Source organism: Polaromonas sp. P1_E12, assembly GCF_056405975.1.
In genome coordinates this window covers 515,608-536,698 of the sequence record NZ_JBFUBB010000001.1, presented here as the reverse complement: position 1 = coordinate 536,698, position 21,091 = coordinate 515,608, and the positions used below count along the sequence as shown (strand labels likewise).

28 protein-coding genes are annotated in these 21,091 nt (G+C 55.9%); all 28 read right to left on the bottom strand.

The genetic code is table 11. From position 1 onward, the window contains the following. Nucleotides 1–208 precede the first annotated feature (208 nt). On the bottom strand, nt 209–556 hold the full coding sequence (locus AC1D13_RS02655) for an iron chaperone (protein ID WP_477688885.1): 348 nt from the start codon (nt 554–556) through the stop codon (nt 209–211). 104 nt (nt 557–660) lie between these two features. Beyond that, complete coding sequence (locus AC1D13_RS02650; protein WP_457279009.1) at nt 661–1,413, bottom strand: transglycosylase domain-containing protein; 753 nt, start codon at nt 1,411–1,413, stop codon at nt 661–663. 144 nt (nt 1,414–1,557) lie between these two features. Beyond that, a complete protein-coding gene (locus AC1D13_RS02645; protein WP_457279010.1) occupies nt 1,558–2,046 on the bottom strand; it encodes an SMI1/KNR4 family protein in 489 nt (162 codons plus the stop codon). A 532-nt stretch (nt 2,047–2,578) separates the two neighbouring features. Continuing rightward, nucleotides 2,579–3,208 (bottom strand): glutathione S-transferase family protein, encoded by a 630-nt coding sequence (locus AC1D13_RS02640; protein WP_477667521.1) that lies wholly within the window; start codon nt 3,206–3,208, stop codon nt 2,579–2,581. A 51-nt stretch (nt 3,209–3,259) separates the two neighbouring features. After that, nucleotides 3,260–3,700 carry a tetratricopeptide repeat protein gene (locus tag AC1D13_RS02635; protein WP_477667522.1) on the bottom strand — a complete coding sequence of 147 codons (441 nt, stop codon included), beginning with the start codon at nt 3,698–3,700 and terminating at the stop codon, nt 3,260–3,262. Nucleotides 3,701–3,786: 86 nt separating this feature from the next. After that, nucleotides 3,787–4,101: a hypothetical protein gene (locus AC1D13_RS02630; protein ID WP_477667523.1), complete on the bottom strand. Its 315-nt coding sequence runs from the start codon at nt 4,099–4,101 to the stop codon at nt 3,787–3,789. A 70-nt stretch (nt 4,102–4,171) separates the two neighbouring features. Then, a complete protein-coding gene (locus AC1D13_RS02625; RefSeq protein WP_457279014.1) occupies nt 4,172–4,624 on the bottom strand; it encodes a DUF3592 domain-containing protein in 453 nt (150 codons plus the stop codon). A 208-nt stretch (nt 4,625–4,832) separates the two neighbouring features. Then, complete coding sequence (gene pyrF, locus AC1D13_RS02620) at nt 4,833–5,528, bottom strand: orotidine-5'-phosphate decarboxylase (protein ID WP_457279015.1); 696 nt, start codon at nt 5,526–5,528, stop codon at nt 4,833–4,835. Between the two features lie 82 nt (nt 5,529–5,610). Next, nucleotides 5,611–6,285 (bottom strand): hypothetical protein, encoded by a 675-nt coding sequence (locus AC1D13_RS02615; protein WP_477688884.1) that lies wholly within the window; start codon nt 6,283–6,285, stop codon nt 5,611–5,613. A gap of 46 nt (nt 6,286–6,331) precedes the next feature. Continuing rightward, complete coding sequence (locus AC1D13_RS02610; protein ID WP_457279017.1) at nt 6,332–6,751, bottom strand: DUF3052 domain-containing protein; 420 nt, start codon at nt 6,749–6,751, stop codon at nt 6,332–6,334. 655 nt (nt 6,752–7,406) lie between these two features. Further along, entirely contained in the window at nt 7,407–7,781 is a 375-nt protein-coding gene (locus AC1D13_RS02605; protein WP_457279018.1) for a hypothetical protein, read from the bottom strand. Nucleotides 7,782–7,859: 78 nt separating this feature from the next. Further along, entirely contained in the window at nt 7,860–8,252 is a 393-nt protein-coding gene (locus tag AC1D13_RS02600) for a hypothetical protein (protein WP_457279019.1), read from the bottom strand. Between the two features lie 346 nt (nt 8,253–8,598). Further along, complete coding sequence (locus tag AC1D13_RS02595; protein ID WP_457279020.1) at nt 8,599–9,051, bottom strand: hypothetical protein; 453 nt, start codon at nt 9,049–9,051, stop codon at nt 8,599–8,601. Between the two features lie 130 nt (nt 9,052–9,181). Beyond that, a complete protein-coding gene (locus AC1D13_RS02590; RefSeq protein WP_457279021.1) occupies nt 9,182–9,496 on the bottom strand; it encodes a 1-deoxy-D-xylulose-5-phosphate synthase in 315 nt (104 codons plus the stop codon). 76 nt (nt 9,497–9,572) lie between these two features. Next, nucleotides 9,573–10,316: a hypothetical protein gene (locus AC1D13_RS02585; protein WP_457279022.1), complete on the bottom strand. Its 744-nt coding sequence runs from the start codon at nt 10,314–10,316 to the stop codon at nt 9,573–9,575. A 501-nt stretch (nt 10,317–10,817) separates the two neighbouring features. After that, nucleotides 10,818–11,258 (bottom strand): hypothetical protein, encoded by a 441-nt coding sequence (locus tag AC1D13_RS02580; protein ID WP_477667526.1) that lies wholly within the window; start codon nt 11,256–11,258, stop codon nt 10,818–10,820. Nucleotides 11,259–11,335: 77 nt separating this feature from the next. Further along, nucleotides 11,336–11,797, bottom strand: a complete 462-nt coding sequence (locus AC1D13_RS02575) for a methyltransferase family protein (RefSeq protein ID WP_457279024.1) — start codon at nt 11,795–11,797, stop codon at nt 11,336–11,338. Between the two features lie 78 nt (nt 11,798–11,875). Beyond that, the gene (locus AC1D13_RS02570) at nt 11,876–12,322 is read right to left on the bottom strand and encodes a hypothetical protein (protein ID WP_457279025.1); all 447 of its coding nucleotides are present in this window, start codon (nt 12,320–12,322) and stop codon (nt 11,876–11,878) included. A 124-nt stretch (nt 12,323–12,446) separates the two neighbouring features. After that, on the bottom strand, nt 12,447–12,881 hold the full coding sequence (locus AC1D13_RS02565; protein ID WP_457279026.1) for a hypothetical protein: 435 nt from the start codon (nt 12,879–12,881) through the stop codon (nt 12,447–12,449). Nucleotides 12,882–12,957: 76 nt separating this feature from the next. Beyond that, nucleotides 12,958–13,305, bottom strand: coding sequence for a hypothetical protein (locus AC1D13_RS02560; protein ID WP_457279027.1), 348 nt, complete (start codon nt 13,303–13,305; stop codon nt 12,958–12,960). Between the two features lie 1,464 nt (nt 13,306–14,769). Continuing rightward, nucleotides 14,770–15,414, bottom strand: coding sequence for a hypothetical protein (locus AC1D13_RS02555; protein WP_457279028.1), 645 nt, complete (start codon nt 15,412–15,414; stop codon nt 14,770–14,772). Between the two features lie 1,165 nt (nt 15,415–16,579). Further along, the gene (locus AC1D13_RS02550; protein ID WP_477688883.1) at nt 16,580–17,377 is read right to left on the bottom strand and encodes a hypothetical protein; all 798 of its coding nucleotides are present in this window, start codon (nt 17,375–17,377) and stop codon (nt 16,580–16,582) included. 904 nt (nt 17,378–18,281) lie between these two features. Next, complete coding sequence (locus AC1D13_RS02545; RefSeq protein WP_457279030.1) at nt 18,282–18,701, bottom strand: hypothetical protein; 420 nt, start codon at nt 18,699–18,701, stop codon at nt 18,282–18,284. Nucleotides 18,702–18,820: 119 nt separating this feature from the next. Then, nucleotides 18,821–19,144 (bottom strand): hypothetical protein, encoded by a 324-nt coding sequence (locus AC1D13_RS02540; RefSeq protein ID WP_477688882.1) that lies wholly within the window; start codon nt 19,142–19,144, stop codon nt 18,821–18,823. Continuing rightward, on the bottom strand, nt 19,141–19,563 hold the full coding sequence (locus AC1D13_RS02535; protein ID WP_477688881.1) for a hypothetical protein: 423 nt from the start codon (nt 19,561–19,563) through the stop codon (nt 19,141–19,143). The genes AC1D13_RS02540 and AC1D13_RS02535 overlap by 4 nt, the downstream gene beginning before the upstream one ends. Nucleotides 19,564–19,739: 176 nt before the next feature. Beyond that, on the bottom strand, nt 19,740–20,111 hold the full coding sequence (locus AC1D13_RS02530; protein ID WP_457279033.1) for a hypothetical protein: 372 nt from the start codon (nt 20,109–20,111) through the stop codon (nt 19,740–19,742). Nucleotides 20,112–20,198: 87 nt separating this feature from the next. Continuing rightward, entirely contained in the window at nt 20,199–20,441 is a 243-nt protein-coding gene (locus tag AC1D13_RS02525; RefSeq protein ID WP_477688880.1) for a hypothetical protein, read from the bottom strand. A 171-nt stretch (nt 20,442–20,612) separates the two neighbouring features. After that, on the bottom strand, nt 20,613–21,080 hold the full coding sequence (locus AC1D13_RS02520) for a nuclear transport factor 2 family protein (RefSeq protein WP_457279035.1): 468 nt from the start codon (nt 21,078–21,080) through the stop codon (nt 20,613–20,615). Between the last annotated feature and the right edge of the window lie 11 nt (nt 21,081–21,091).

Here is a 21,091-nt window from a genome sequence, read left to right as displayed (position 1 = left end):
AGGCCCCAAGACCAATGCGGATGAGCGCAAGCAGCTACTGATTTGATAGCAAAACAAGGGGCGCGCAAAAAAGCGCCGTCTTCGTTTCAGCCCTATGCAGAGGCAGGCCTCAGTGCGCGCATGCCGCAGCGTCGGCGCTGCCCCCTGCCCCACCTGCGGCAAAGAGAACTCCAGGAAGCAACGAAAGGTCAGGGACCACGCTCGCCGTTCACTTGCGGCCGTACTCTTGCGACAGCGCCAGGGCAACCCGGCCAATAAGCTCGATAGGAAGCTCCTCCTTCAGCGGGAAGGACAAATTGCCCTTTTCGCCACGGTATGGCGCGAGTTCCTGTATGAGGCGCGCATCTTGCGTGACAGGCGGATAGACGCCAATGTGCTTCTTGAATGCAGCGAAGTAGAAGAACACCCGACCGCGCTTGAATGCGGGCATGTTGTAGCTTACGCAGCGCGAGGCGCCAGGCACCAAGGCCTCAACTTTTTCCTGAATGGATTGGAGCTGAAGGCGCGACTCGGCGGGCACGCTCGCGAAGTACTCTTCATGTGAAGCGAAAGCCATGGCGTAATTCGTGCTGTCTAACGTTTGAGATGTGAGGCGTGACCCGGCTTGCCGGGACGCGTCCTCTCAATTAAAAGGCTGGGCACCACTGCAAGTCAAGTGCGTTAGCTACCAGCGCGCTCAGGCCTTGCGTCAGTGACAAGTCGCAAGATTGACATGAGGGCTTCTTCCGCCAGTGTTCCGTGTTGCTTTCCGTTGTACTCAACATCCAGCAGGCTCGCAGGCCGATACTTGCCAGAGAGGTAGGCGTGAATACGTTGAACGCGTTGGGTGTTTTCGGGCGTCCCAGGCTTCAGGTTATCGGGGGCTATGTGCATTGCGACGAGCGACAGGAACTCCTCGTCAGTGAGTTCCGCAAAGCTCTTGCCGAAATATGCCTGTGCGGCGGCCGCATAGCCATGAACAGGCTGGCCATTCTTGCTGCCCAGATAGCAGATATTCAGGAACAATTGCATTTGATCGTTCTTGGAAACCAGCGAATCCAGGGCGTATTGCGCAATCAGCGTCTGGCGAACTTTAGCGATACCTTGCTTGAACCCGTCCGGGAAGTAAATGAGCTTGACCAGACCTTGCGTGATGGTCGTCATTCCTGCGCCGGGAGTTTGAAGATCGACGCCGTGATGCCGGGTGAACGCCGGGTCTTCGACTGCCAACAACATGGCTTGCCTGTCCTTCGACAAGTCTGTGGGTTTCAGCCGGGCTCCAAAGCGCTTCCAGGTTTCGGAAATCAGAGACGGTGTTGCAACTCTGGCAGCCCTCACTTCGTTGGCGTAATAGCCGGCTGCGAGAACCAGGGCAAGTGCACTTGCACCTGAGAGCCCCAGGATCGTGCGAATGACTGCTTGACCGATCTTCATGTTGTGGCTGATCTCGGAAAGTGATGTGCGAGGGAATTCGTGACGCCTAACGCGACGTTGACTGGCGACCCGGCAAAGTTGGGAACGAAGGGGGCGAACGCCGCTGGACGTCCGTTTCGAACGACAGGTTATGTCGCAACAGCCTCAAAGAATGCTCTCCGGCCGATCCGCGTATCGGCTCATGAATAGACGGAATGTCGGAGCCATCTGTTCCCCACCCTCGTCCGAGGCTGTGACGCGGTACACCGGGGCGAGTTGATTCCGGTCGCTCGTCAGTCGGACTGCGTAAAGCCAACTGTTCATAAGATGATCAGCGAACACGAAGCAGTCGGGATACGCGAAGCGATCCGGATAGATGACACCGCCTGAATCATCCAGTTCGTCTTTCACGGGCCTGATCTCCGCCAACGGCCAAAAGCGGAAGTACACATCATCCATCTCATGGCCAGTTCCGTTTTCAGCAACGAAATAGGCTCGGACATCCTCAGGCAAAGCTACTTCGTACCGGCGCTCAAATTCCGCAATCGCTTCCTCAGTTGCGCCAGCGCTTACGCCCACTCCAGCGTCGCGCCATTGCTTGTGCACGCGCTGCCAGAGATTGCCGACATCAGGAGGCGGTGGCGTTCGCGACATAACGTAAAGATGACCGGACCATCAACAATTGCGGCGAAGCCGCATCCTGTCGTTGTGGGTGCGCGTCGATGGATATGTTAGACGGCATCTCCCGTGTCCTTGCCGTCTTCAGACGGCGCGCTCCGCGATTCGGTTGAGCCTCGGCCACTTCGGCCAATATCGAACGGCAACAATGTCGCTGGCGCGAAAGCCATAGCGCGTCGTCTGCTTCCCCGCTTGAATCTGAGGCGCACCGGAGGTCGAAGTAGCTGTGAACTCATAAAACACGACGTACACCACGCTTCCATCGTCATTCTTCTCTACTGAACTTACCACTGCACCTTTCGTTCTGCGGCCCCAGCGCTCGAGCACATACGACGCGGCAGCGCGAAGGCACAACGACCCGATCACCGCTAGCCCAATTGCGATGCCTCCGAGGAACTGCCATGTGCTATCGAAGCCCATGCTGATGCCTTCTAGCGTTTGACATGAGAAGCGGGCCAACGGGCGCGAAGCGGCCTCCGAAGTGTCTGCCCGACGGTGGGGCCAGGCCTCATTTCGGCTGCCCTTCCTCTTGAGCAATGACCTCGGCGACGAGAGGAAGAGCCAGCATTCGCGCCCTGTGATCGAGGATTCGGGGAAGGCGGGAGAGGTCCACCCCGTCACTCTCCAGCCAGCGGGCCAAGGTTAGAAGATACAGGTCTGACACAGAAAACTCTTCTCCCAGAACCCACGGTCCACGCAGATACTCATCTTCAATAAGCGAGAAGGCGTCACCCACAGATTGAGGAACCTTCCTTCGCATCGCGTCCCACGCTTCAGGTTCGTCTGCCCATCTGTGGCCGCGCATTCGGTGGGCGTGGGCGACATGAACCGTGGAGCACAAATAGCCGTTGAAAGCGTTCATCTCCGCAAGTCGAAACGTGTCACCAAGCGGAGCCAGATGCGCGTCCGGGTACGTCTGGGCGATGAACATGAGCATGGCCGGTGTTTCCGTCAGGACCCCGCGCCCCGTCACAAGCGCTGGAACCCGGCCCTTCGGATTGACCTTCAGGTAGTCTGCCGCCCGTTGTTCATTCTTCGAGAAGTCGATCCGTACCAGTTCGTACTCTGCATTTGCATGAGCCAGCGCCAGATGCGTTGCCAGCGCACAAGTATTGGGGGTGTAGTAAAGCGTGAGCATGTGACCTCTCAATTTTGAATTGACGATGCGAGGAACTGCTTCAAGTGACGCCTAACGTTGAAGTTGACCGGCTTCAGCCAACAACTCGATTGCCCCCGTGTGCCCCTGGCTTGCCGCCGCCGTCAACCACCGGAGAGCCTCGGTTGTGTTCTCCGGGAACTGCAGAAGATGCTGGCCGAGTTTCCACTGGGATGAATCCAGCCCCGCCTCTGCACATTCACGGAGAAGGCGGACGGCAGCCAAGACGTCCTGACTTGTGCCCATGCCGTGATAGGTGAAGCTCGCAACCCAGTGCTTTGCCTCCAGCAGGCCGCCGGCGGCAGCTTTCTTGTACCAGACCAGCGCTTCGACCGGGTTCCTGGGCGAGCTCTCGTCCGCCAAGTGACCAAGATAGAACTCGGCCTCGTGGTCCCCATCTCCGGCGAGTTCGTGCAGCCGTTCCCGCGCCTCTTCGGGCGCCAGATCGTAATAAATGTCCTCGGCGGCCGTCACGTGATGCCTAACGTAGAGGGTGACCGGACCGCAACATTTGCAGCGGAGCCGTCTTTTGAAGTTGCGAATCCGCGTTGACCGACCAGTTAGACCGCATTGGGATCTCCCAGCGTTTGATACATGACATGAGCTAGCTCAAACTGGTTGCAGCCACGCGACGCAATGCCGCCCTCGTCGTCTGGGCGTTCGAGCTCCCACCCTTCCTCTACGTCGGACCAGTACAGCAGCTTATCGCCAAAGGCAGCGACGGCAACGACATACTCACCCGGTGAATCCGCGACCGACAGCTCACGCGGAGCTATGCATGCCTTCTCTAAAGCTGCCCGATGCTCCGGATGCAACCCGCGAAGGCCGTCTTCCAAAAGGTCGGCGACTTCAGCGATGGTGGCAGAGCGAAACATTGAGGTGCGGTCTAACGGTTGACTTAACCGGACCGCCGCAGGCGGGTCCGCTTGAAGAAAGGGCTTGGCATCATTTCGCACGGCCTGAAAAGAAGAAGCGGATGACCAACATGGCCAGTCCCCCAAGCAACATATAGCGACCAACGCCCTTCTGGGCATCAGAGGAGTCGTCCTGGTTGATGTCTTGAAGCGTGCTGGGTGCTTCAGGTAGATAGCGAACCGTCATGGTGGATGGGACAGAGTTGCTGCGCAAGGCACGGCCAAGCTCCGCAGCAACGCCGACTTCAGTCCGAATTTCGCGACCATCCTCCGTAGTGAAGCGAACATGCGCTGTGTAAAGGCTGTCAGCATGGGTATTCTTCTTCTCCTTCCACTCCAGCCTGGTTACCTCGGCCTTGGTCGTCTTGCCGTGATCGCGCAATGCCGAAAACTTGGTGGCGTTCTTGTGACCGGCATACATAAAAAAGATGCCAAACACAACAAGACAGATCGCGACGACTCGGCTACCTAAGATTCGAAACATCGGTGGCTCCTTAGGCCTAACGTAAAAATGATCGGACCACCAACAAATGCGGCGGAACCACATCCTGCTGTTGTGGCTCCGCGCCGGTTGATATGTTATGTGGCGTAGCGTATCGCGACTTCATATGCGATTCAAACAAGAATGTAGCCACGACGACGCCGAAAGACAAGATGCCGGCTTGCCGGGGTACGTCTGGTTGATTGAGGGGTTAGACGCCATTGCTAAACGACTCGACTGCTGTCCGGTACGCTGCCAGTGGCTCCGAAGCACCTGCTATGGCGCGGCCGATGACGATGTGAGTGGCGCCTGCCCTGGCCGCCGCAGCAGGAGTGGAGATGCGCACCTGGTCTGTGGCTGCCGGCTGGGAAAGCTGAATGCCGGGGCAGACGATGAGTACCCCGGCAGGCAAGGAATCACACAAGTAGGCGGCCTCCTGGGCGGAGGCCACGATACCGTGGCAGCCTGACTTGCAAGCCAGCGAAGCGAGGCGGAAAACCTGGTCTTTGACTGATGATGCAAGACCGATCTCTGGGAGCTCGGCGTCAGAAAGGCTTGTGATGACCGTAAGGCCAAGAACTTTTAGATTGGAGTATGGCTCGGCAGCACTGGCAGCCGCTCGCAGAACGGCCGAACCCGCCGACGCATGGACCGTGACCATTGAAACCCCAAGCTTGCCAGCGGCTTTGACGGCACTGGCTACGGAGTTGGGTATCTCGTGAAGCTTGAGATCGAGGAAGACCTGTTTGCCTGCCGACACCAGCTCTCGAACTACCTGCGGTCCAGCCTCTGTGAGCAGCTGAAGGCCGACCTTGTAGTGATCGGCTTCGGGACCGAGCCGATTGACCAATGCCAACGCCTCAGCCGAGGATTCGAAGTCGAGCGCGACGATGACTGGTGATGGCATATGTGAAATGGAGTCTAACGGTGGAGGCCAGACGCGGCCGCAGATCGTCGCCACTGGGTCGATTTGTTAGCTGTCTTGCTCTTCATCGGGATCGCACCTTGAAGTTTTCGTCAATGTGGACGACCGAATCAGACGAGCCACGGTTCGAACAGTCAAAGCCTTGCAATCTGAGTATCGGAAAGCTGTTGAGGCGAACGTTGACGTCCTTGTGCCTCTTGCCCGCGTGGCGTGAATGAATGGCAGTTTTCGTCAAGTAATTGTTGCTGACCCTGTAGTAAGACCCATCGTTATAGTTCTCGTCAAGAGTCTCTTCGCCGACGAATTCAAGGTCTTTGAGACTCGCGTTGTATCGAAACTGCATGGTGTAACTCGACGCGCGAGCGGCGTCCGCATACTCGACCGCCTGCACAAACACAGAATTCTTTTTTATATCGATGTTATAGAACTTGCTCACGCGACAAAACTCGTCAGACGCGGAAAGGACTCCATAGCTTCCATCCGGATTTCCCTTGAGAATGAAAAGGCGCTCCTCGCGCTGTGGATTTCCACCTCTCTGCCCAGTGGCCACTAAAGCCAGATCAGCGATTCCGTCACCGTCCAGATCGCCTTCGGCGCTTGTCCAGATGAAATCCAGATGCGGAAAATCGGCCGAGATTACGGAGATGGCCTTCCGTCCCGTTGGCGTGTATTCAGCAGATACAGGCAGGGCTGAGGTGCAGAGAAGCGCAAAGATCAGCAGGAGCCTGGTGGCTACCATGAGCGGCACCTAACGTTTGTCTTGATGGAAGGGTTAGGCCGCATTCTCAGCGAAGCTCCTTGCGAACCACCAATTTGAGTCCCGACCAGACTTCCGTGACGGCGCAGACCTTGATATCTACGAAGCCAAGTGGCAGCGCCAACTCGCGGATAGTGTCTTCTGTGATGGTGGTCGGTACCTTGGCTGATTTTTTTGGCCAGGAGACCCACAGCGCTGCGTCGGGTTTCAGCTTCTTGCGCAAGACACTCAGAGTCTTTGCCAGTTCTTCTCGCTGCGTGACAAAGGCGTGAGCGATATCTACCTTTGAATCGGGCTGGCTCACAAACTGCACGGCTGGTGGAAGTGGGGCCAACAGACTTTCGTACTCCTCAGGTGCTGCGATGAGCAGCACTCGATGCGCCTCTTTGATGCCAAGCTTCCTGGAAAGCGGCGTTCCAGAGTATCCAGCGGTGTTTGAGGTTGCCATGCGTCTTAACGTTGGACATGAGAGGCGGCACAAGGGTGAAGCCCCTGTGCCGTTCTCTCGATGGAAGAGTTAGTCGCCTGTTTCATCTGCGAGGCTTGGCTTTTTTCCCTTGCGGCGTGGTGGCTCCCGGCCCACAAAGTGGGCAAGTACCATGAGTCCCAGACCGAGCAAGATGAAGAATGGAGGTCCAAGGAACAATAACAACACGGCGCCAACCAGGACAAGAAGGCCGAAGCCTGGCGCGTTTTCGGCGCGTGTGGCCTGAACGGCACCCTGCGTTCCGCCTAAAACCGCAACCCACATTGCCCAAGCCGCCACAAATGAGAGCAGCCCTGCCAGGAGCAGAACCCTACGCCATGCCTTGGATGCACTCGGCGCGCCAAACGCTACGGCGGCACCGAGCATCCAGGCGCCAACAGGCGCCGCAGCACCTGGCAGGAGTGATCCGAAGGACACCCAACCGAGCAGAGCAACGAGGGCTCCGCCTAAGAGTGCAGGGCCCAGGCGACCGGCAATGGTAAAACTAGGCATGCTTTTTTTGGGATGTCATCTGTGCTGAGGGGCCAGGGAGTTTGCTGCGGCCTAACGTAGAAGTGATCGGCAGACCATATGCGCGCGACAGCGTGCCTCGAGGACGTCCGTGTCGACTGCCATGTTATGCATTGCCCGTCCCTTTGGTTAGCTGCTTGCTCCGAATATGAAAGGCCCCGCCAAGTGCCATGAGCAGAAGACTTCCTTCCGCAAACACGGGGCCGATCGCCACGAGGATTCCGAGCCACCGGGCCGCCCCGATCACCAAAAGCGTGATCCCCAGAATCCGTAGCCTCTCGCCACGTTCGATGCCTCGGTCAGCCAACGCGAGCCAAAGGGATACAAGGGCAAATGGCACGGACAGCATCACCCCCGCGACTATAAATGCTGCGGCGTACTGAGCCGGGTGTCCAGCGGACGGGGAACCTGCCAACACCGTAATCGCCGTGGCAGCTAACACCGCCATGAAGCCGAACGCAACACTCAAGATTGTTTGCATTTGCCTACCCTTTGACGTAAGGAGCGGCCCGCTTGCGGGACGTCCCCTTGACGGAGAGGTTAGGCAGCGCCGCGCCGCTCACGGAGTTGCCCTGGTCCGTTTGGGATTCGACGGGGGCGAAGGCCAGGAGTTTGTTTCCGTCATATGGAGGTTGTCCTCGACAGTCTGGAGCATGGAGTCGGCTTGTTCTTCGACGGTTGTGTGCTCAAGATACTGCCAGGGAGTCAGACTGTGCCACGTACGCCTGTACTGCTCTGCCCGATAGCACACCGCAGCCACCTTGGCGTTCAGGTTTGATGCAATGCCTTCGACGGTGCCCGTGGCGAGAATGTCGCGAACGGCCTGTGGCTTCGATTCGGCTTTGCGCTTGGCAAATTCCAGCGCCTCAGAGAGCAACGCCTCGTACTTGGCTGCCATTTCAGACAACTTCGCCTTGTTGTCTCGCTTGGTGATGCGCCGAAACTCAGCCATTGCACTGCCTAACGTAATGTATTTCGTAAAACCTGCGACATAACCTGACGCTTGCAATCTAATCTGGACATCAGAACCTTTGGTAAGCTGCTTGCACGCTGGATTTCAAGGCAATGCTCTGAAATTCATACTGTTATAAAAATTCCGCGAAACCCCGCAATCCCCCACTGCAGTCTGCCCACTTGCTGGATCAGGTCCGGGAGCGGGTTCGGTATTTGCACTATAGCCTTGGCACCGAGAAAACTTACCTGTATTGGGTCCGATTTTTGTCCGCTGGCATGGCCAGAACGGCCACATGACGCATCCGCGCGACATGAAGGCATACGCATCCTTACCGCTCCTCCGCCTAGCGCCGACGAGCAGGCATCAAGACCTCAAGGTCTTGAATGGCGGCGGTGGCTTTCGACCTGGCCCAAACTACTGGAATGAGGCTGAACAGCGGAAGCAGAAAGACGAGATAGAAGAAGAGTTGGATGCCCGCAGCAATTTTCATGGTTCCAAGTAGCCGGGTTCGCTGTACGAATTCGGTGTTTTCCAGATCGCCTTCCCATAGCGATAGCTGGCGACAAACGATTATGAACCCGACGATCGCCAGGGCGGACGCCGTGAGGCTCAAAAACCAAAACGTCTTTTCCGGCATTTGCCTGTTGCCCAGGATGTTCAGGTGAAGCAGTAAATCGGCTTGTCTGAGCGCGATCTCGATCAGAAACGGGAGCTGAAGCACTATTGCCGCAGTGAGGAGTTTGCGTGCCAACTGCAAGGTACTTTTGTGCCTGTGAATTTCGCGAAGTGCTGTCATGCTTGTTTGATGATGAGAGATGCGCCGCTGATGAGGCTTACCGTTCGGGCTTCCCGGCGCACAGCAAGCGCCGCGTAGCAGCATCCTGCTGCTGCGTGTCCGAGCCAGGCGAAATGTCAGACATGTCTGGTTACCTGGTTTGCTTTAGATGAATACACTCCGGCTGGCCTCGGACTTTGGCCCAGTACTCAAGCCTGGCATCGTCATCAATGTCGATAATGCCGCCGTACATCGTGTCGCCACCTTTCCTCTTGGGGCCAGAGATCCAGTAACGCGCTCCCGTCTCTTCCTCGATGCAGTTGTATTTGTAGCCGGACTTCGTTTTCAGAAAACGCTTGCCGGCGTACGTGTACGAGCGCGTCGAGCGCGACATCTCCACCCAGCCAATGCGGCCGGAACCGCTCAAACCACCCGATTTGTTCTCGATATACATGATGCGCTTCATGCTCCGGCTCTCTACTCTTAATGTCTAACGTTTGACTTAAGCGGACCGCCGCAGGCACGTTCGCTTGAAGGAAGGATTAGGCGCCACTCAGGTCGGCCAGGCCAAGTTGAATTGGAACTTGGTAGTCCGCGGCAATGAGGCTGGCTCGAAAGGACTTTCGAGGATGGATCGTGAGCTTGTGATCAACGATGGCAATGCGATCGACCAAGCTTGGAGCATCATCGTAGAACTTCACCTCTGCAACTCTAACCATCTTCGAGCGCTGCGTTCTCAGATTTGTGACTTCAACGAATACCTCGGTGGGTTGTGGATGCACGGGGACCGTTTGCTCAACGCGTACACGGTATTGCTTTGTCGCTTTGACCTTAAGGCACACTCTGAGCGCCTCGCCTTCTGACTCGACTGAGTGTCGAAGCACTTCAAGCGCTGGCGTCTCGGTTGGCGCAAGCATGCGCAGCGCTGAAAACGTTGCCTCGGTAACTACAGCCAGTTTTCTCTCGTCCGGCAGGGAATTGAACGCTGGATCCATTCCGCAGAGCACGAAGCGGTGCCAATGCTCCGTGGCGTATTCAGTCATACTGACTGCCCCATCGGGCAGAGATGGTGTAAAGCACAGGTAGAGATGATCAGCGTGACCGATAGACATTCCAAGTTCTTCGCACTTCATCCCGACGCGCTGGCCAAGAGCTACACATGCGCGTGGGAAACCATAGAGCTTCGATGCGTAGTTCGGCATGGGATGCTCGAACTGAGGGGGATCGATGCTCTCGAAGTACCGAATGTCGCGCAGAGGCTTGGGTGTTTTGAGTGGTGAGCGCATATTGACGCCTAACGTAGGAGATGACCGGCGACCAAGGGACAGGAGAGTCGTAAGCGCGGACGCCCTTGGGCGTCCGTGTGGACCAGCATGTTAGAGCATGCACCTAGAAGCACGTGCCCGCCCATGAACATCCGATGAAGATGGCTGTGAGTAGCACCGGCATGGCCATGGCCAATACGTAAGCCACGGCGATTGCAATTCGAACCCTGAGTGAGCACGGCATGTATTTGATCAGGCCGAACGCGCCGACGAACGGAAGCAGTAGCAGTACGGCCAAGAGTATCCATTCGGCAACTGTGCCATGCAACGAGCGAAACCGGGGAAGGAGCAGCACGCATACGCCGAGCGCCATGGGGCCGAATGAGACGGCTAGCGTCAGAAATTTCCAGGATGCAGCTATCGTCGGCCTCATGGACACACTAACGTGAACGTAATCGGCGACCAATGCCAGGTGCGACCGTAGGGAGCGGACACCATTGGGCGTCTGTGTTGACGGGCAAGTTAAGTCTCAACACCCGGGTGCCTCCGCAGCATTTCAGAAATATAGGTCGTTGCAACGATATCCTCTTTCAAGATGGCGATCGATCCTACCCACTTCCCCTGTGCCTCCAATGAATCACAGATGTGCACAGAAATGCAAAAACGGGCTGCATCGCCAACCAAAAGGTTCTGCAAACGTATCACGGCGGCCCAAGGGAATTCCCCGGCGCGAAAGATAAGCGAGCGAACTCCATCGCCGTAAAAGTCCTGATTGTGGAACCAGACATCAGAACTCTCCCAAGGACCAACAAGTGGGACTAATACCGCTTCGACTGATACTTGAAGATCACCGTCGATGTGGCCATGAGAGTCTCCCTGCTCGTCGAAGAAATCAGAAGATCCCTTCAGCTGTTGAACCACAGCCCAATACTCGTCCTCTGAGATTACGCTTCGAATGTTCAAGGGCATACGCTTTGAGACCTGACGTTTGACTTAAGCTGCCCGCGGAAGGCAGGTCCGCATTAAAAGAGGGTTAGGTCTCACAGCCACCTTCGCACCCTCTGTGTGTACGACGTGTAATCGTTACCAAACATGCGCCGCAGTACCCTCTCTTCGGGTTGAATCTGGAAGCGAGTGACATAGAGAACGAAGAGTGCAGAGCCGGCCAGAAGCGCAGGCGCTGACAAGTAGAAACTCCATGCCACCAGAAGCAAGGCGAGTGCGACGTACATTGGATTGCGAGTGATCCGATAGACACCGGACGTGACGAGTGACGATGCGTTCTCCGGCTTCAAAGGATTGACCGTGGTCCTGGCTCGCCGAAACGCAATGGTGCCAGCGATGCTGAAGTAGCCACCAATGACCGCGACGACGCCGGCTGCGACGATGCGAGTAGCGGGCGACAGTTCAAGCGTCGGCGCAACATTTCTAGCAATCCACATGGCGACCGCAATGATTAGCGCCACGAGCGGCGGTGGGATCTTGAGTTCGAGGGCGCGCATAGCTTGGACTCTGAGGTCTAACGTTTGACATGAGAGGGGGCGCCCGGCTTGCCGGGCCACATCCTCTCGATGGAAGGGCTAGGCGTCACTGTCGTCAGTGTCTGATGACTCACCTTGATGAGAAAGCTTCAGCCCACCTTTCCCGTCCGGTAGCCACACGGCCCCGGTTTCTGAGCTTGCATCAAAAAACCCAAGTTGATGCTTGGCTGCAAGGCTAAAGACCTGCTCATATGCGGCTTCTGCCTTGGACCAGGCGAACGCGGCGTAGATTGCTTCCTTCCCGACGCTATAGTCGGTGACAGCCGAATCATCCTCTGGAAACTCTTCCGAAGAGAAGGGGCCGTTCATTGCCGGGTACAACTTGATCATCTCAAGGAACCAAGCCTGAAGTTCTGGTGTGGAGACCTTTGGATCGTCGTAGCTGTGATCCTCGGACCATTCGGATGTCTCTTCCCACCAGGAAAGAAATGCCTCGCGTTCATTCGGCGCCTTAGCGGGTGCAAAGACAAGCAAGTCATAGCTCATTCAGGGTCTCCAGGTGTAAGCAGTTCGGCTATGCGCCTTGTGACGCCTAACGTTAGATAACCGGCGCACAACACTTCGCGGCGACGCCGCCTCCTGCTGTTGTGGGTCCGTGTCGATTGATAGGTCAGGCTTCACCTGGTACTCTTCCAAGAAGATCGACGATTGAGTTCCAATAGCTTGAGTTGGGCACTGAGTCCATCATCTGAAAGCCAAGATTAATGGGGCGCCAAACTGCTCCGCCTATCAGGCGAACAGCCAGGAACGGATAGTCGAAGAAGTCCTCTTCATTTGGGGGTTGATCTGGCTTAAACCACTCGCCTTGCCTGGCCTTAAGCAAAACCTCACCGGCAAACGAACCGAAGGCATAGATGGACTTTGCTACCTGTTCCATCTTGGCACCGCCGGTTTTCCATTCTTCCAGAACGGAGTCGACTCGGCGCAGTGTGGATGGGGCAAAGGAGGAAATGTCGACGGCGTAGATCTTTTGCGTCATCCGAATGGCATCGTTGGCATATCCATCTACTGTTTCGATGGATGGCTGAAAGTGCAATGGAATCAATGTTGTCCCCTGAGGATTGTGTGAAATCTAACGTGTATGTGAGCGGTCGCCACAGGCGATCCACTCGGCAGGCGTGTCAGGAATCATCCTTTTCGAATGCTTCATTTGTGAGTTCCTCGTCAAGTAGCTCGTGCATCCAGGAGCCACCACCAGAGTAGACCAACTCCGCGTAGTCTGGCTTCTTACCTGTGCCTTTTGTAAAAGCCAGTACGGGATGCACATATTCCGCGCCAGTATTCATCACCCTCGACCCATCGACGATGCATGCCAAATGGAACGCCAGGTTCTCAGTCAACTCCTGCAGCTTCTTCTCCTTCTTCACTCCAGCTTCGACGAAGCCATCGCGGACCGTTATCAGGATCTCCAGCAGCATGCGTCGTTGGTGCGCCTCGAAGGCTGAAGAATCATTCACAAGGGTGCTCATTGATGACTCCTAACGTGAAGATAATCGGCGCCCACCCAAGGTGGCCGCGAAGCAGCAGGACGCCTTTGGGCGTCCGCGTTGACTGACCTGTCAGGTTTCAATGCCACGATTTCACCGACTCCATACGAATAGTGCGATCCCCATCAGAGATACCAACAGGACGAACAAGAGCACAAGATATGAAGGGTAGCCTAGCCAGCCGAAGTAGCGCAATTCCCGGCTTTGAAAGATCGTGTTGCATCCAGGGCAGCGAACTCCGAATAGGACTACCCCAGGTACCTCGTCCGCTCTCGTTGGAAGCAACATTCCGAAAAGGCGAGCCACGGTAATCCTCAATCGATGAGCGCGCCCTACGAAGGACTTCCCGCACTCTGGACACACATCATGCTTCTCCATGAAACCCTAACGTAAAAATGAACGGACCACCAACACTTGCGGCGCCGCCGCCTCCTGCTGTTGTGGCTCCGTGTCGATTGACCAGTTAGATGTGCACGCAGGAGCCAGCTTGCTCATTGAGTACCTCCTGGCATTGGATCAGAACCGTCAACCGGCGGAGGCGCTTTGCGTCTGCGAGGCTCCGCGTCGGCCAAGTGCACAAGCAAAACGCAGACTACTCCAAGGACAGGCAGTAGCCACACGATCAGGCATTGAAAGGTCTTCTGAGTCGTAGTCAGTGCCGGCGAAAGCACAACCCATGCAGCGAGGGCAAGGTTCGCCACGACCAGAACGACGACGCATATGGCGAGTGTGTTCATCATCTAAGGTCGGAAATGACCGGCGGCGCATAGGCGGGGGAGCCCGCCGCGACGACGTCCGTGTCGATTGACTTGTTAGGACTCAACGCCCCCTCCCCAAATGAGGCTCACGGGGGATTGCGACAGAGCGCCTGCGCAGTGCTCGCATGACTGTCACGAACCGAAAACCAGAATACACACCAATGATCCCCAGAGCGCTGAGGAAGAACTTTCCCATTTGGACATTCTCACGTTCAGCCTCCAAGCGTGTACTTGGTGAAACCAGTTCCTTTCCATTTATCCACAGGCCGTAGGTCTTTCGCGAGCCGTCCGCTTGCGGCGAAAACGAATGACGTTCTGGAATCCACACTCGTATCACAGGTCGCTGTCCCCACTCAACCGGCACGGAGGAGACTGCATCAGTCCAGAATCGGCCGGGGTAGCCGTCAACCTCAAAGGAAACCACTGAGTTGCCTCGACGTGGAGGCGGCAGTTGGACGATTGCATGCGCGGCTCCGCGAACCTCGACCAACGACGTTCCCGACATGCTCGGATAAGTCGCATACGTGCTGAAGCCGAACAACACGGAAGTGACCAAGAAGCAAGTCATCAGACCGAAGCCAACAAGTTGCATCACGCGCATGTTGAGTCCTCACGTTGGCGCTGTCCAGCACGCAGCAAGCGCCACGAAGCGGCAACCTGCTGCTGCGTGTCCGCGACGAGCAACCAGTTAGCCGTCTGTAGGCCGCCGGGCGTATGTGATACGAATGCCATCTACTACAACCTTAGATTTTGGTGTTGCGAAGGGCGGAGCATTGCCAGAAATATCCTCACTGTCAGGGTGAAACGCAACGGACAGATGAGAATTCGACTTCCACGCCACCGAGTAATGATGTACATCATCTGGTTCATTGGCCCATATCTTCTTTGGTCCAGTGGCCGTAATTCGCCAGACCTGCAACTCGTTATGCGAATGCGCGTAGTTGTCCCCGAACACAGCGAAATGCTTGCCATCTGGTGATACAACAGGTAGCGACGTGTCCGGCAGGATGGTGACACGCCCAACCTCTTCGTCGATGAGGAAGATCTTGTGGTTCTCCCAGCTATGACTGCTTACGATGAACCAGCCGAGCGCTGCCACGTAACCTTCAAAGAGAGGCTGATCTTCCCCATCACACGGGATTCCGCGAAACGCCTTGATCCTTCCGCCCTTCAGCTTGATCGCAAGTGTCATCTCTGTACGTGATACCGCGAGCGTCACTCTTTCACTGAAGGGTTCAATCTTCTTTCTTTGATCCGCGAAAGCTTTCGAATGGTATTCACCAAGGTAGCCATCGCCGATGTCATACCCGCAGAGGTTGTTGTCGAAGGCCATGGCTCCCATTGACCAAACGAGCAAAGCAATGGACAAAACGCTGCGCATAGGGTGGCTAACGTTTGACATGAGTGGCGGGCGACAGCTGGCGAACCCAGATGGTGCACCTCCCCTCGATGGAAGGGTTAGGCCGCACGACGTGCGCTCGCCTTTCGACGTTGGTAGATCCAGGCGCCATGCTTATTGAGAGCGATTTGTACGGAAGCCGCAATGCCTGCAGGACGAGGCAAACACGCTTGCAGAACCTCCCTCACTATTCTCAAAATGTCCGGAGAAGAGCTTGCTGCACTGAGGGCAACGGCTAGCCGCACGCCCCAAGCTTCCAATGGCCATGACACCGAAACCGGTGCAAGCAGCAGCGGTGAGAACACTGATGTGTTCGTCCAGGGGCCTAAGAGTGAATATGCCAATGAAGGCCGCACCGAGCACAAGCGAGCCTAGCCAGAAAAGACCTAGGAAGATCCGCATCCTTATTGCGAACCGCATCTGTTGTTCAGTGTTCATCGTGAGGCCTAACGTTTGACTTAAGCCGACCGCCGTAGGCCGGTCCGCTTGAAGGAAGGGTTAGAGGGCGCTGGCTGATTAGCCCACGAATACCAAGTACGCAATTGGCAAGATCACGACACTGCCAACGCCCCCCATGAATAACAGAGCGAAAACATCGAACCAAAGCTCTGTGATGGTTCCGATTCTCGCCTTCAATTTGCCATTTCCTTCGTGAATTAGCACGGTTACCGTCTCACCAATCTTTGGATGTCGCGAGGAACTGGTAACGCTACTTCTAAGGTTAGTTGACTGTCCATTATTCAGGCAAAATTCTACTCTGTAGTACCGCATCTGAATGCCGTTCATTCGGTAGCTCCATTCGCTCGCAACTTTGCCGAGTACACGATACGACTTGGCAATGAATAGAAACTGATGCGCTGCCAGTGCAAGGGCACTGAATAGCGCCGTCATTGCTACGAAAGTAAGGATCGCGACCGCGACGGATGCCACCATTTGCGCCCTCTATCGTTTGAGGTAAGCGGCAGAATCCGGTACCACGGGGGGCTGTCCGCTTGACCGAATGGTTAGACCGCACTCTGGCCGAGTATGCGTCGGACTTCTGCGAGAACAAGGCCGCGCCAGCCAGGAAATGGCGCGAGTGCAAGTCCCGGACCGGGAATCAGCGTTTGCCAAATGGCCACAGCTGGTGAATGGCATCCCATGGTCCTTGAGCGAAGCGCAAATGCGGCGCCTCCCCCTTTTTTAGTATGTCCTCCGCTGTAATCAAGTGATTGACCCGATCGATGACCTCCTGCGCTTCGATCGACACACTGTGCAAATTGATTTTCTCGGTACGCAGCTGGGCGCGCAGGCGCTCCAGCGCCTTGCGGAACGCTGGAAGCTGATGCAATTGATCGCGAGTCACGATGGTGCTGGTTATGACCAACAGCTGAAGCACACCTCTCTTGTTCATCAACGGACGCACCCGCGTCTCGCTATCAACAGAAGCCGCCACCTTTGTCACAGCAGCATCTATGAGTTTCATCACGGACTCGAACGGATCGGCCGGAGGCGCCGGAGGAACTACTGGTCCATCGTCATATAGACGGACCGGGCGAGCTGCAGTCGGGGATTTGATAAAGACATCAATGTCGCCCGGCAGGACCATGAAGCGAAACGCCACCGCTGCCTTGCCGAACTCGTCCTCAAGCTGTTGCCATCCGGCGGGGGGCAATGCGAGGAAGGCTAAGGTCAGCCCGATGGAGTCGACGCAACAACGAAGCTCCCCAACATGCGGTTGCCTCGACTGGGTGTGCCAGATCAGGTCGTCTTCATGATTGAGCATGTCATCCCAGCTACAGCTTGCGGGGGGCCTAGCCAGCATGCGTCGGGCCAGTTTCAATTGATTGTCTGGTGTCATGTCGAACCGGATGCTGAGTTTGTATTTTTGGTTGGAAGCAGTGCTACGGAATTCCAAACAACGGTCATTGAAACAGCACTACTTCACGCTCTAACGTAATGTATGYCGCAAAACCTGCGGTATAACCTGGCGCTTGCAATCTAATCTGGACATTAAAACCTCCCGTAATGCGCTTGCATGCTGGATTTCAAGGAAATATTCTCTAAATCCAAAGAGTCATAAAAATTCCGTGAACCCCGCAATCCTCCCTTGCAGTCTGCCCGCTTGCCGGACCAGGTCCGGGACCGGGTTCGGTATTTGCACTATAGCCTCGGCGCCGGGAAAACTTACCTGTACTGGGTTCGTTTTTTTCCCGCTAGGCATGGCCGCAACAGCCACATGGCGCATCCGCGCGACATGGGGGCACAGAGGTGGAAGCCGTATCCGTTTGCGCCTTGCACCTCGATGAATTACACCCATGTGCTAAAGGTTGCCTCTGGGCGGCACAGCCAGCCCGCTGGACGCCCTGCTCGCCTGATACGCTATTGATTTGATAGCTGCTCGCGCACATTCCGATTGGGCTTCAGCCCGTTCTAATACCTAAAAAGAGGCAAAAACCGCTTTGGAGGTCGCGCCAGAGCCTTTGCAAAGTGTGGCAGCGCCAAAATCCCTTGTTTTTGAATATTTTTTGGCCGTTTTTTGATATGAAACAAGCCTGCAGACCAATGCAAGCCTGCGCAAGCAGCTACTGATTTGATAGCGCCAACAAAAACGGCGCACAAGGCGCCGTCTTCGTTCCAGCCCCATGCAAGAGCCTCAGTGCGCGCCAGCCGCAGCATCGGCACTCCCCGCCCCCGCCTTGGTGTGCTGCGCCCAGAGAAGCAAACCAGTCAAGCGGTGTGCCGAAGGCGTGTCCGTTTGAGCGATGGGTTAAAACTGGCAGCCACGATGGGGGAAAGGGCCAGAGTTCGAGCACAAAGGTTCAGGATCCGAAGAAGTAGCGGCCGTTTCGCAGACCGAAAATCATGATGTCCGACTCTTTTACTGTGGCGCCACTGGGCAATTTGGTGCCGGAGAACTCGACCACCAACCAACCTTTCGGCTCTATGGTCGGGGTGAGTCCACGACTAACAGCCTGTTTGTATTGGGCCTCGTAGGTTGAAAATGGAACTATCTTTGCCGAGATGACACCTCCGCCACTCACCCGCCCGCCAAACTGAGCTTCCACAGGGCCGCGGTCTTGCTCGCGCGACAACGACACCAACGCCATGTACGACCGGACGTCTTTCTTTGCGAGAGCCGTCTTGTACGACTCGACAAGCTGCTCTGGCGACTGCGCACCTTGCGCGAGAGCCTGTGTCGCACTGAAGAACAGGAAGAGGGAAAAGGCGATTCTCAACATATCGATCCTCAAAGTGAAAGTTCAACGGGGTCCGGAACACCTTAGGCAACGATGCCACTGATCCGCTATGGAACGACGTCGTGTCACGGCTTCTGGCGATTGCAAATTTGAGTGCCATGTCAGCCCTCGCCATTTGCGCGGAAACCGCAATGCCTGCACGATGAAGCAAGCACGCTGCCAGAATCGCCTCCATTGTCTTCAAATTTTCCACAGAAAAACCCGTTGCACCTGGGACAGCGGCTTGCAACGCGTCCCAAGCCTGCGACGACCATTGCACCGAAACCCGTGCAAACAACAGCGGTAATGATATTGATATGTTCACCAAGTGGCCTAAGCGTGAACATGGCGATGAGACCCACACCGATCACGAGCAAGCCCAACCAGAAAAGCCCCAGGAAAATACGCATTTTTCTAATAAACCGCGCGTCTTGTTCAGTGATCATTGCGAAGCCCAACGTAGATGAGAGCGAGCGCCGAAGGTGGCCCGCTCGAATGTCATGTCCAGTGGCGACTGGCGCTTCATGACGGGAAACCTGTTACCAGTGCTCTCCGCCTCTTCAACAGTGGCAACACCACATGGAAATTTCTTATGAGATCGTCCTCGGACATGACGACGACAGGGAGCCTCACCTGGAACACCCCCAAAACGCCCTTCCGATGCACCACTGATATCCAGAATCTCCGGCCCCGAACTCTCCCAGGAAATGCCCACCTGCCAGCCATTTGGATCGGTCACAAACAAGTCTCCATTCTTCTTTGGCCAAGGACCAGGCCAAGGTATTCCGATGTAGCCAAGTGTCCAACCATCGCGCTCCGAACGGGCAATGGTGTTTTCTTCGTTGTACGTATTGATACGATGCATCTAGAGCTATTTAACGTTTGGCACGAGAGGCCGGGCTCGACTTGCCGGGGGCGAGTCCTCTCGATGGAAGGGGCAGCCGTCACTTGGCACATTGCTCTGCCCGGTCGAGAAATTTTAGCCATACGATGGATGCGGTATGTGGAATTAATGTGCCAGGCAACCTCAGGGCTTCTGGGCTAGTCGAATTCAACGTTGAGGCGAGCCTCATACGCAGTGCATTGCCGACAAACATAAATGTGGCCAGAGTGCATGCCGTCTACCCGTTCCTCGGAACACCAGTACACATCAAGCTTCATCCCGCAGCCAGCGCAATAGGAACGCGAATGAACCGAAAAGACAAACGCAACGAGACCAATGAGAACGCAAAGGCACATGGCAACAAATGCAGTTGTCATTTGTCCGGTGGCAATGCCCCAAATCATGCAAGCAAGGCCACCACAAGTTGTGACAATGAAACCACCGATCCGCAGTGCGTAGAAGGCCTTTGAGCGCCTGAGAATTGCCCGCATGCTGAAACTCTTGAAGTCTATGAGCTGTGCTTGTTGCATGATGCCTAACGTTGAACTTGACCGGCGCACGAGCCAGTTGCGACCGGAGTGAATGGACGTATCTGTGCGTCCGCGTCGAAGGACCTGCTAGAGCTCATTTTCGTGGCCCTTGCGATTTGTTCCTGTGGCTTCCTTCAAAGCACTCAAAGTGGCTGATGCAAGCTCCTCTTGCACGTTGAAGGCCTGCTTTGCTGGCGCCGCCTTAAGTTCGTTGATTGAATTCTTTTCAATCCCCTTCTTCAGGAGGAAAGCCGGGCCGGGAAAGAAAACATCCAGGCTATTTGGAGCATTTTCAATTGAAAACTTCTCTACCGGCTGAACGGAGGCCACGGCGATAGCTCTTTCACAGGGAGTCAAGCTTGCTTCTGCTGCACACAATTGCCATGGAAGAATCGAGATAAAGAATAGTGCGATAGTTTTTCGACCGGCGCGCAGCGGCGTCCTGACCGACGCGAAGTGACGGGCAAGACGTCCGCTCGACAGAAGGGTTAGGCGTCGTTCTCACAGCGACGCCGACTTCTCAAGTTCCAGGTTGCCCTCGATGAACTTGAGCTTGAAAACAAGCCGGGAGATACGCCATCTGTCCGGGAACGGCAGCAACTGCAGTTCGTACGTGCCCACGAAGATGCGGCTCTTCAGGCCGATCGCTTTGCCCCGGTGGTGGAAGGCCACGCCGTGGCATCTGACAAGCGCTTGATTACCACTGACCTCGGTTCGAAGGTTGCCAATCTGATGGTGAACGTGGTCGAGCGGCTTGAATCCGGCAGCCCATGCCTGAGCCACCTGGTTTGGCGTCATTTCGGTCGGCGTTCCACCGACCATGGAGGTCATGTCCAGCGTAAAGGGGCTGGTAAAGCAACTTTCCAGCGCTGGCCAGTCTCGTTCGTCGGTGGCAACGAACATCTGAACGACGGTGTCCTCGACTGCCAGGCGCATGGCCAAGTCAGATGCAGACAAAGTGAGAGACATTTAGAACCTCC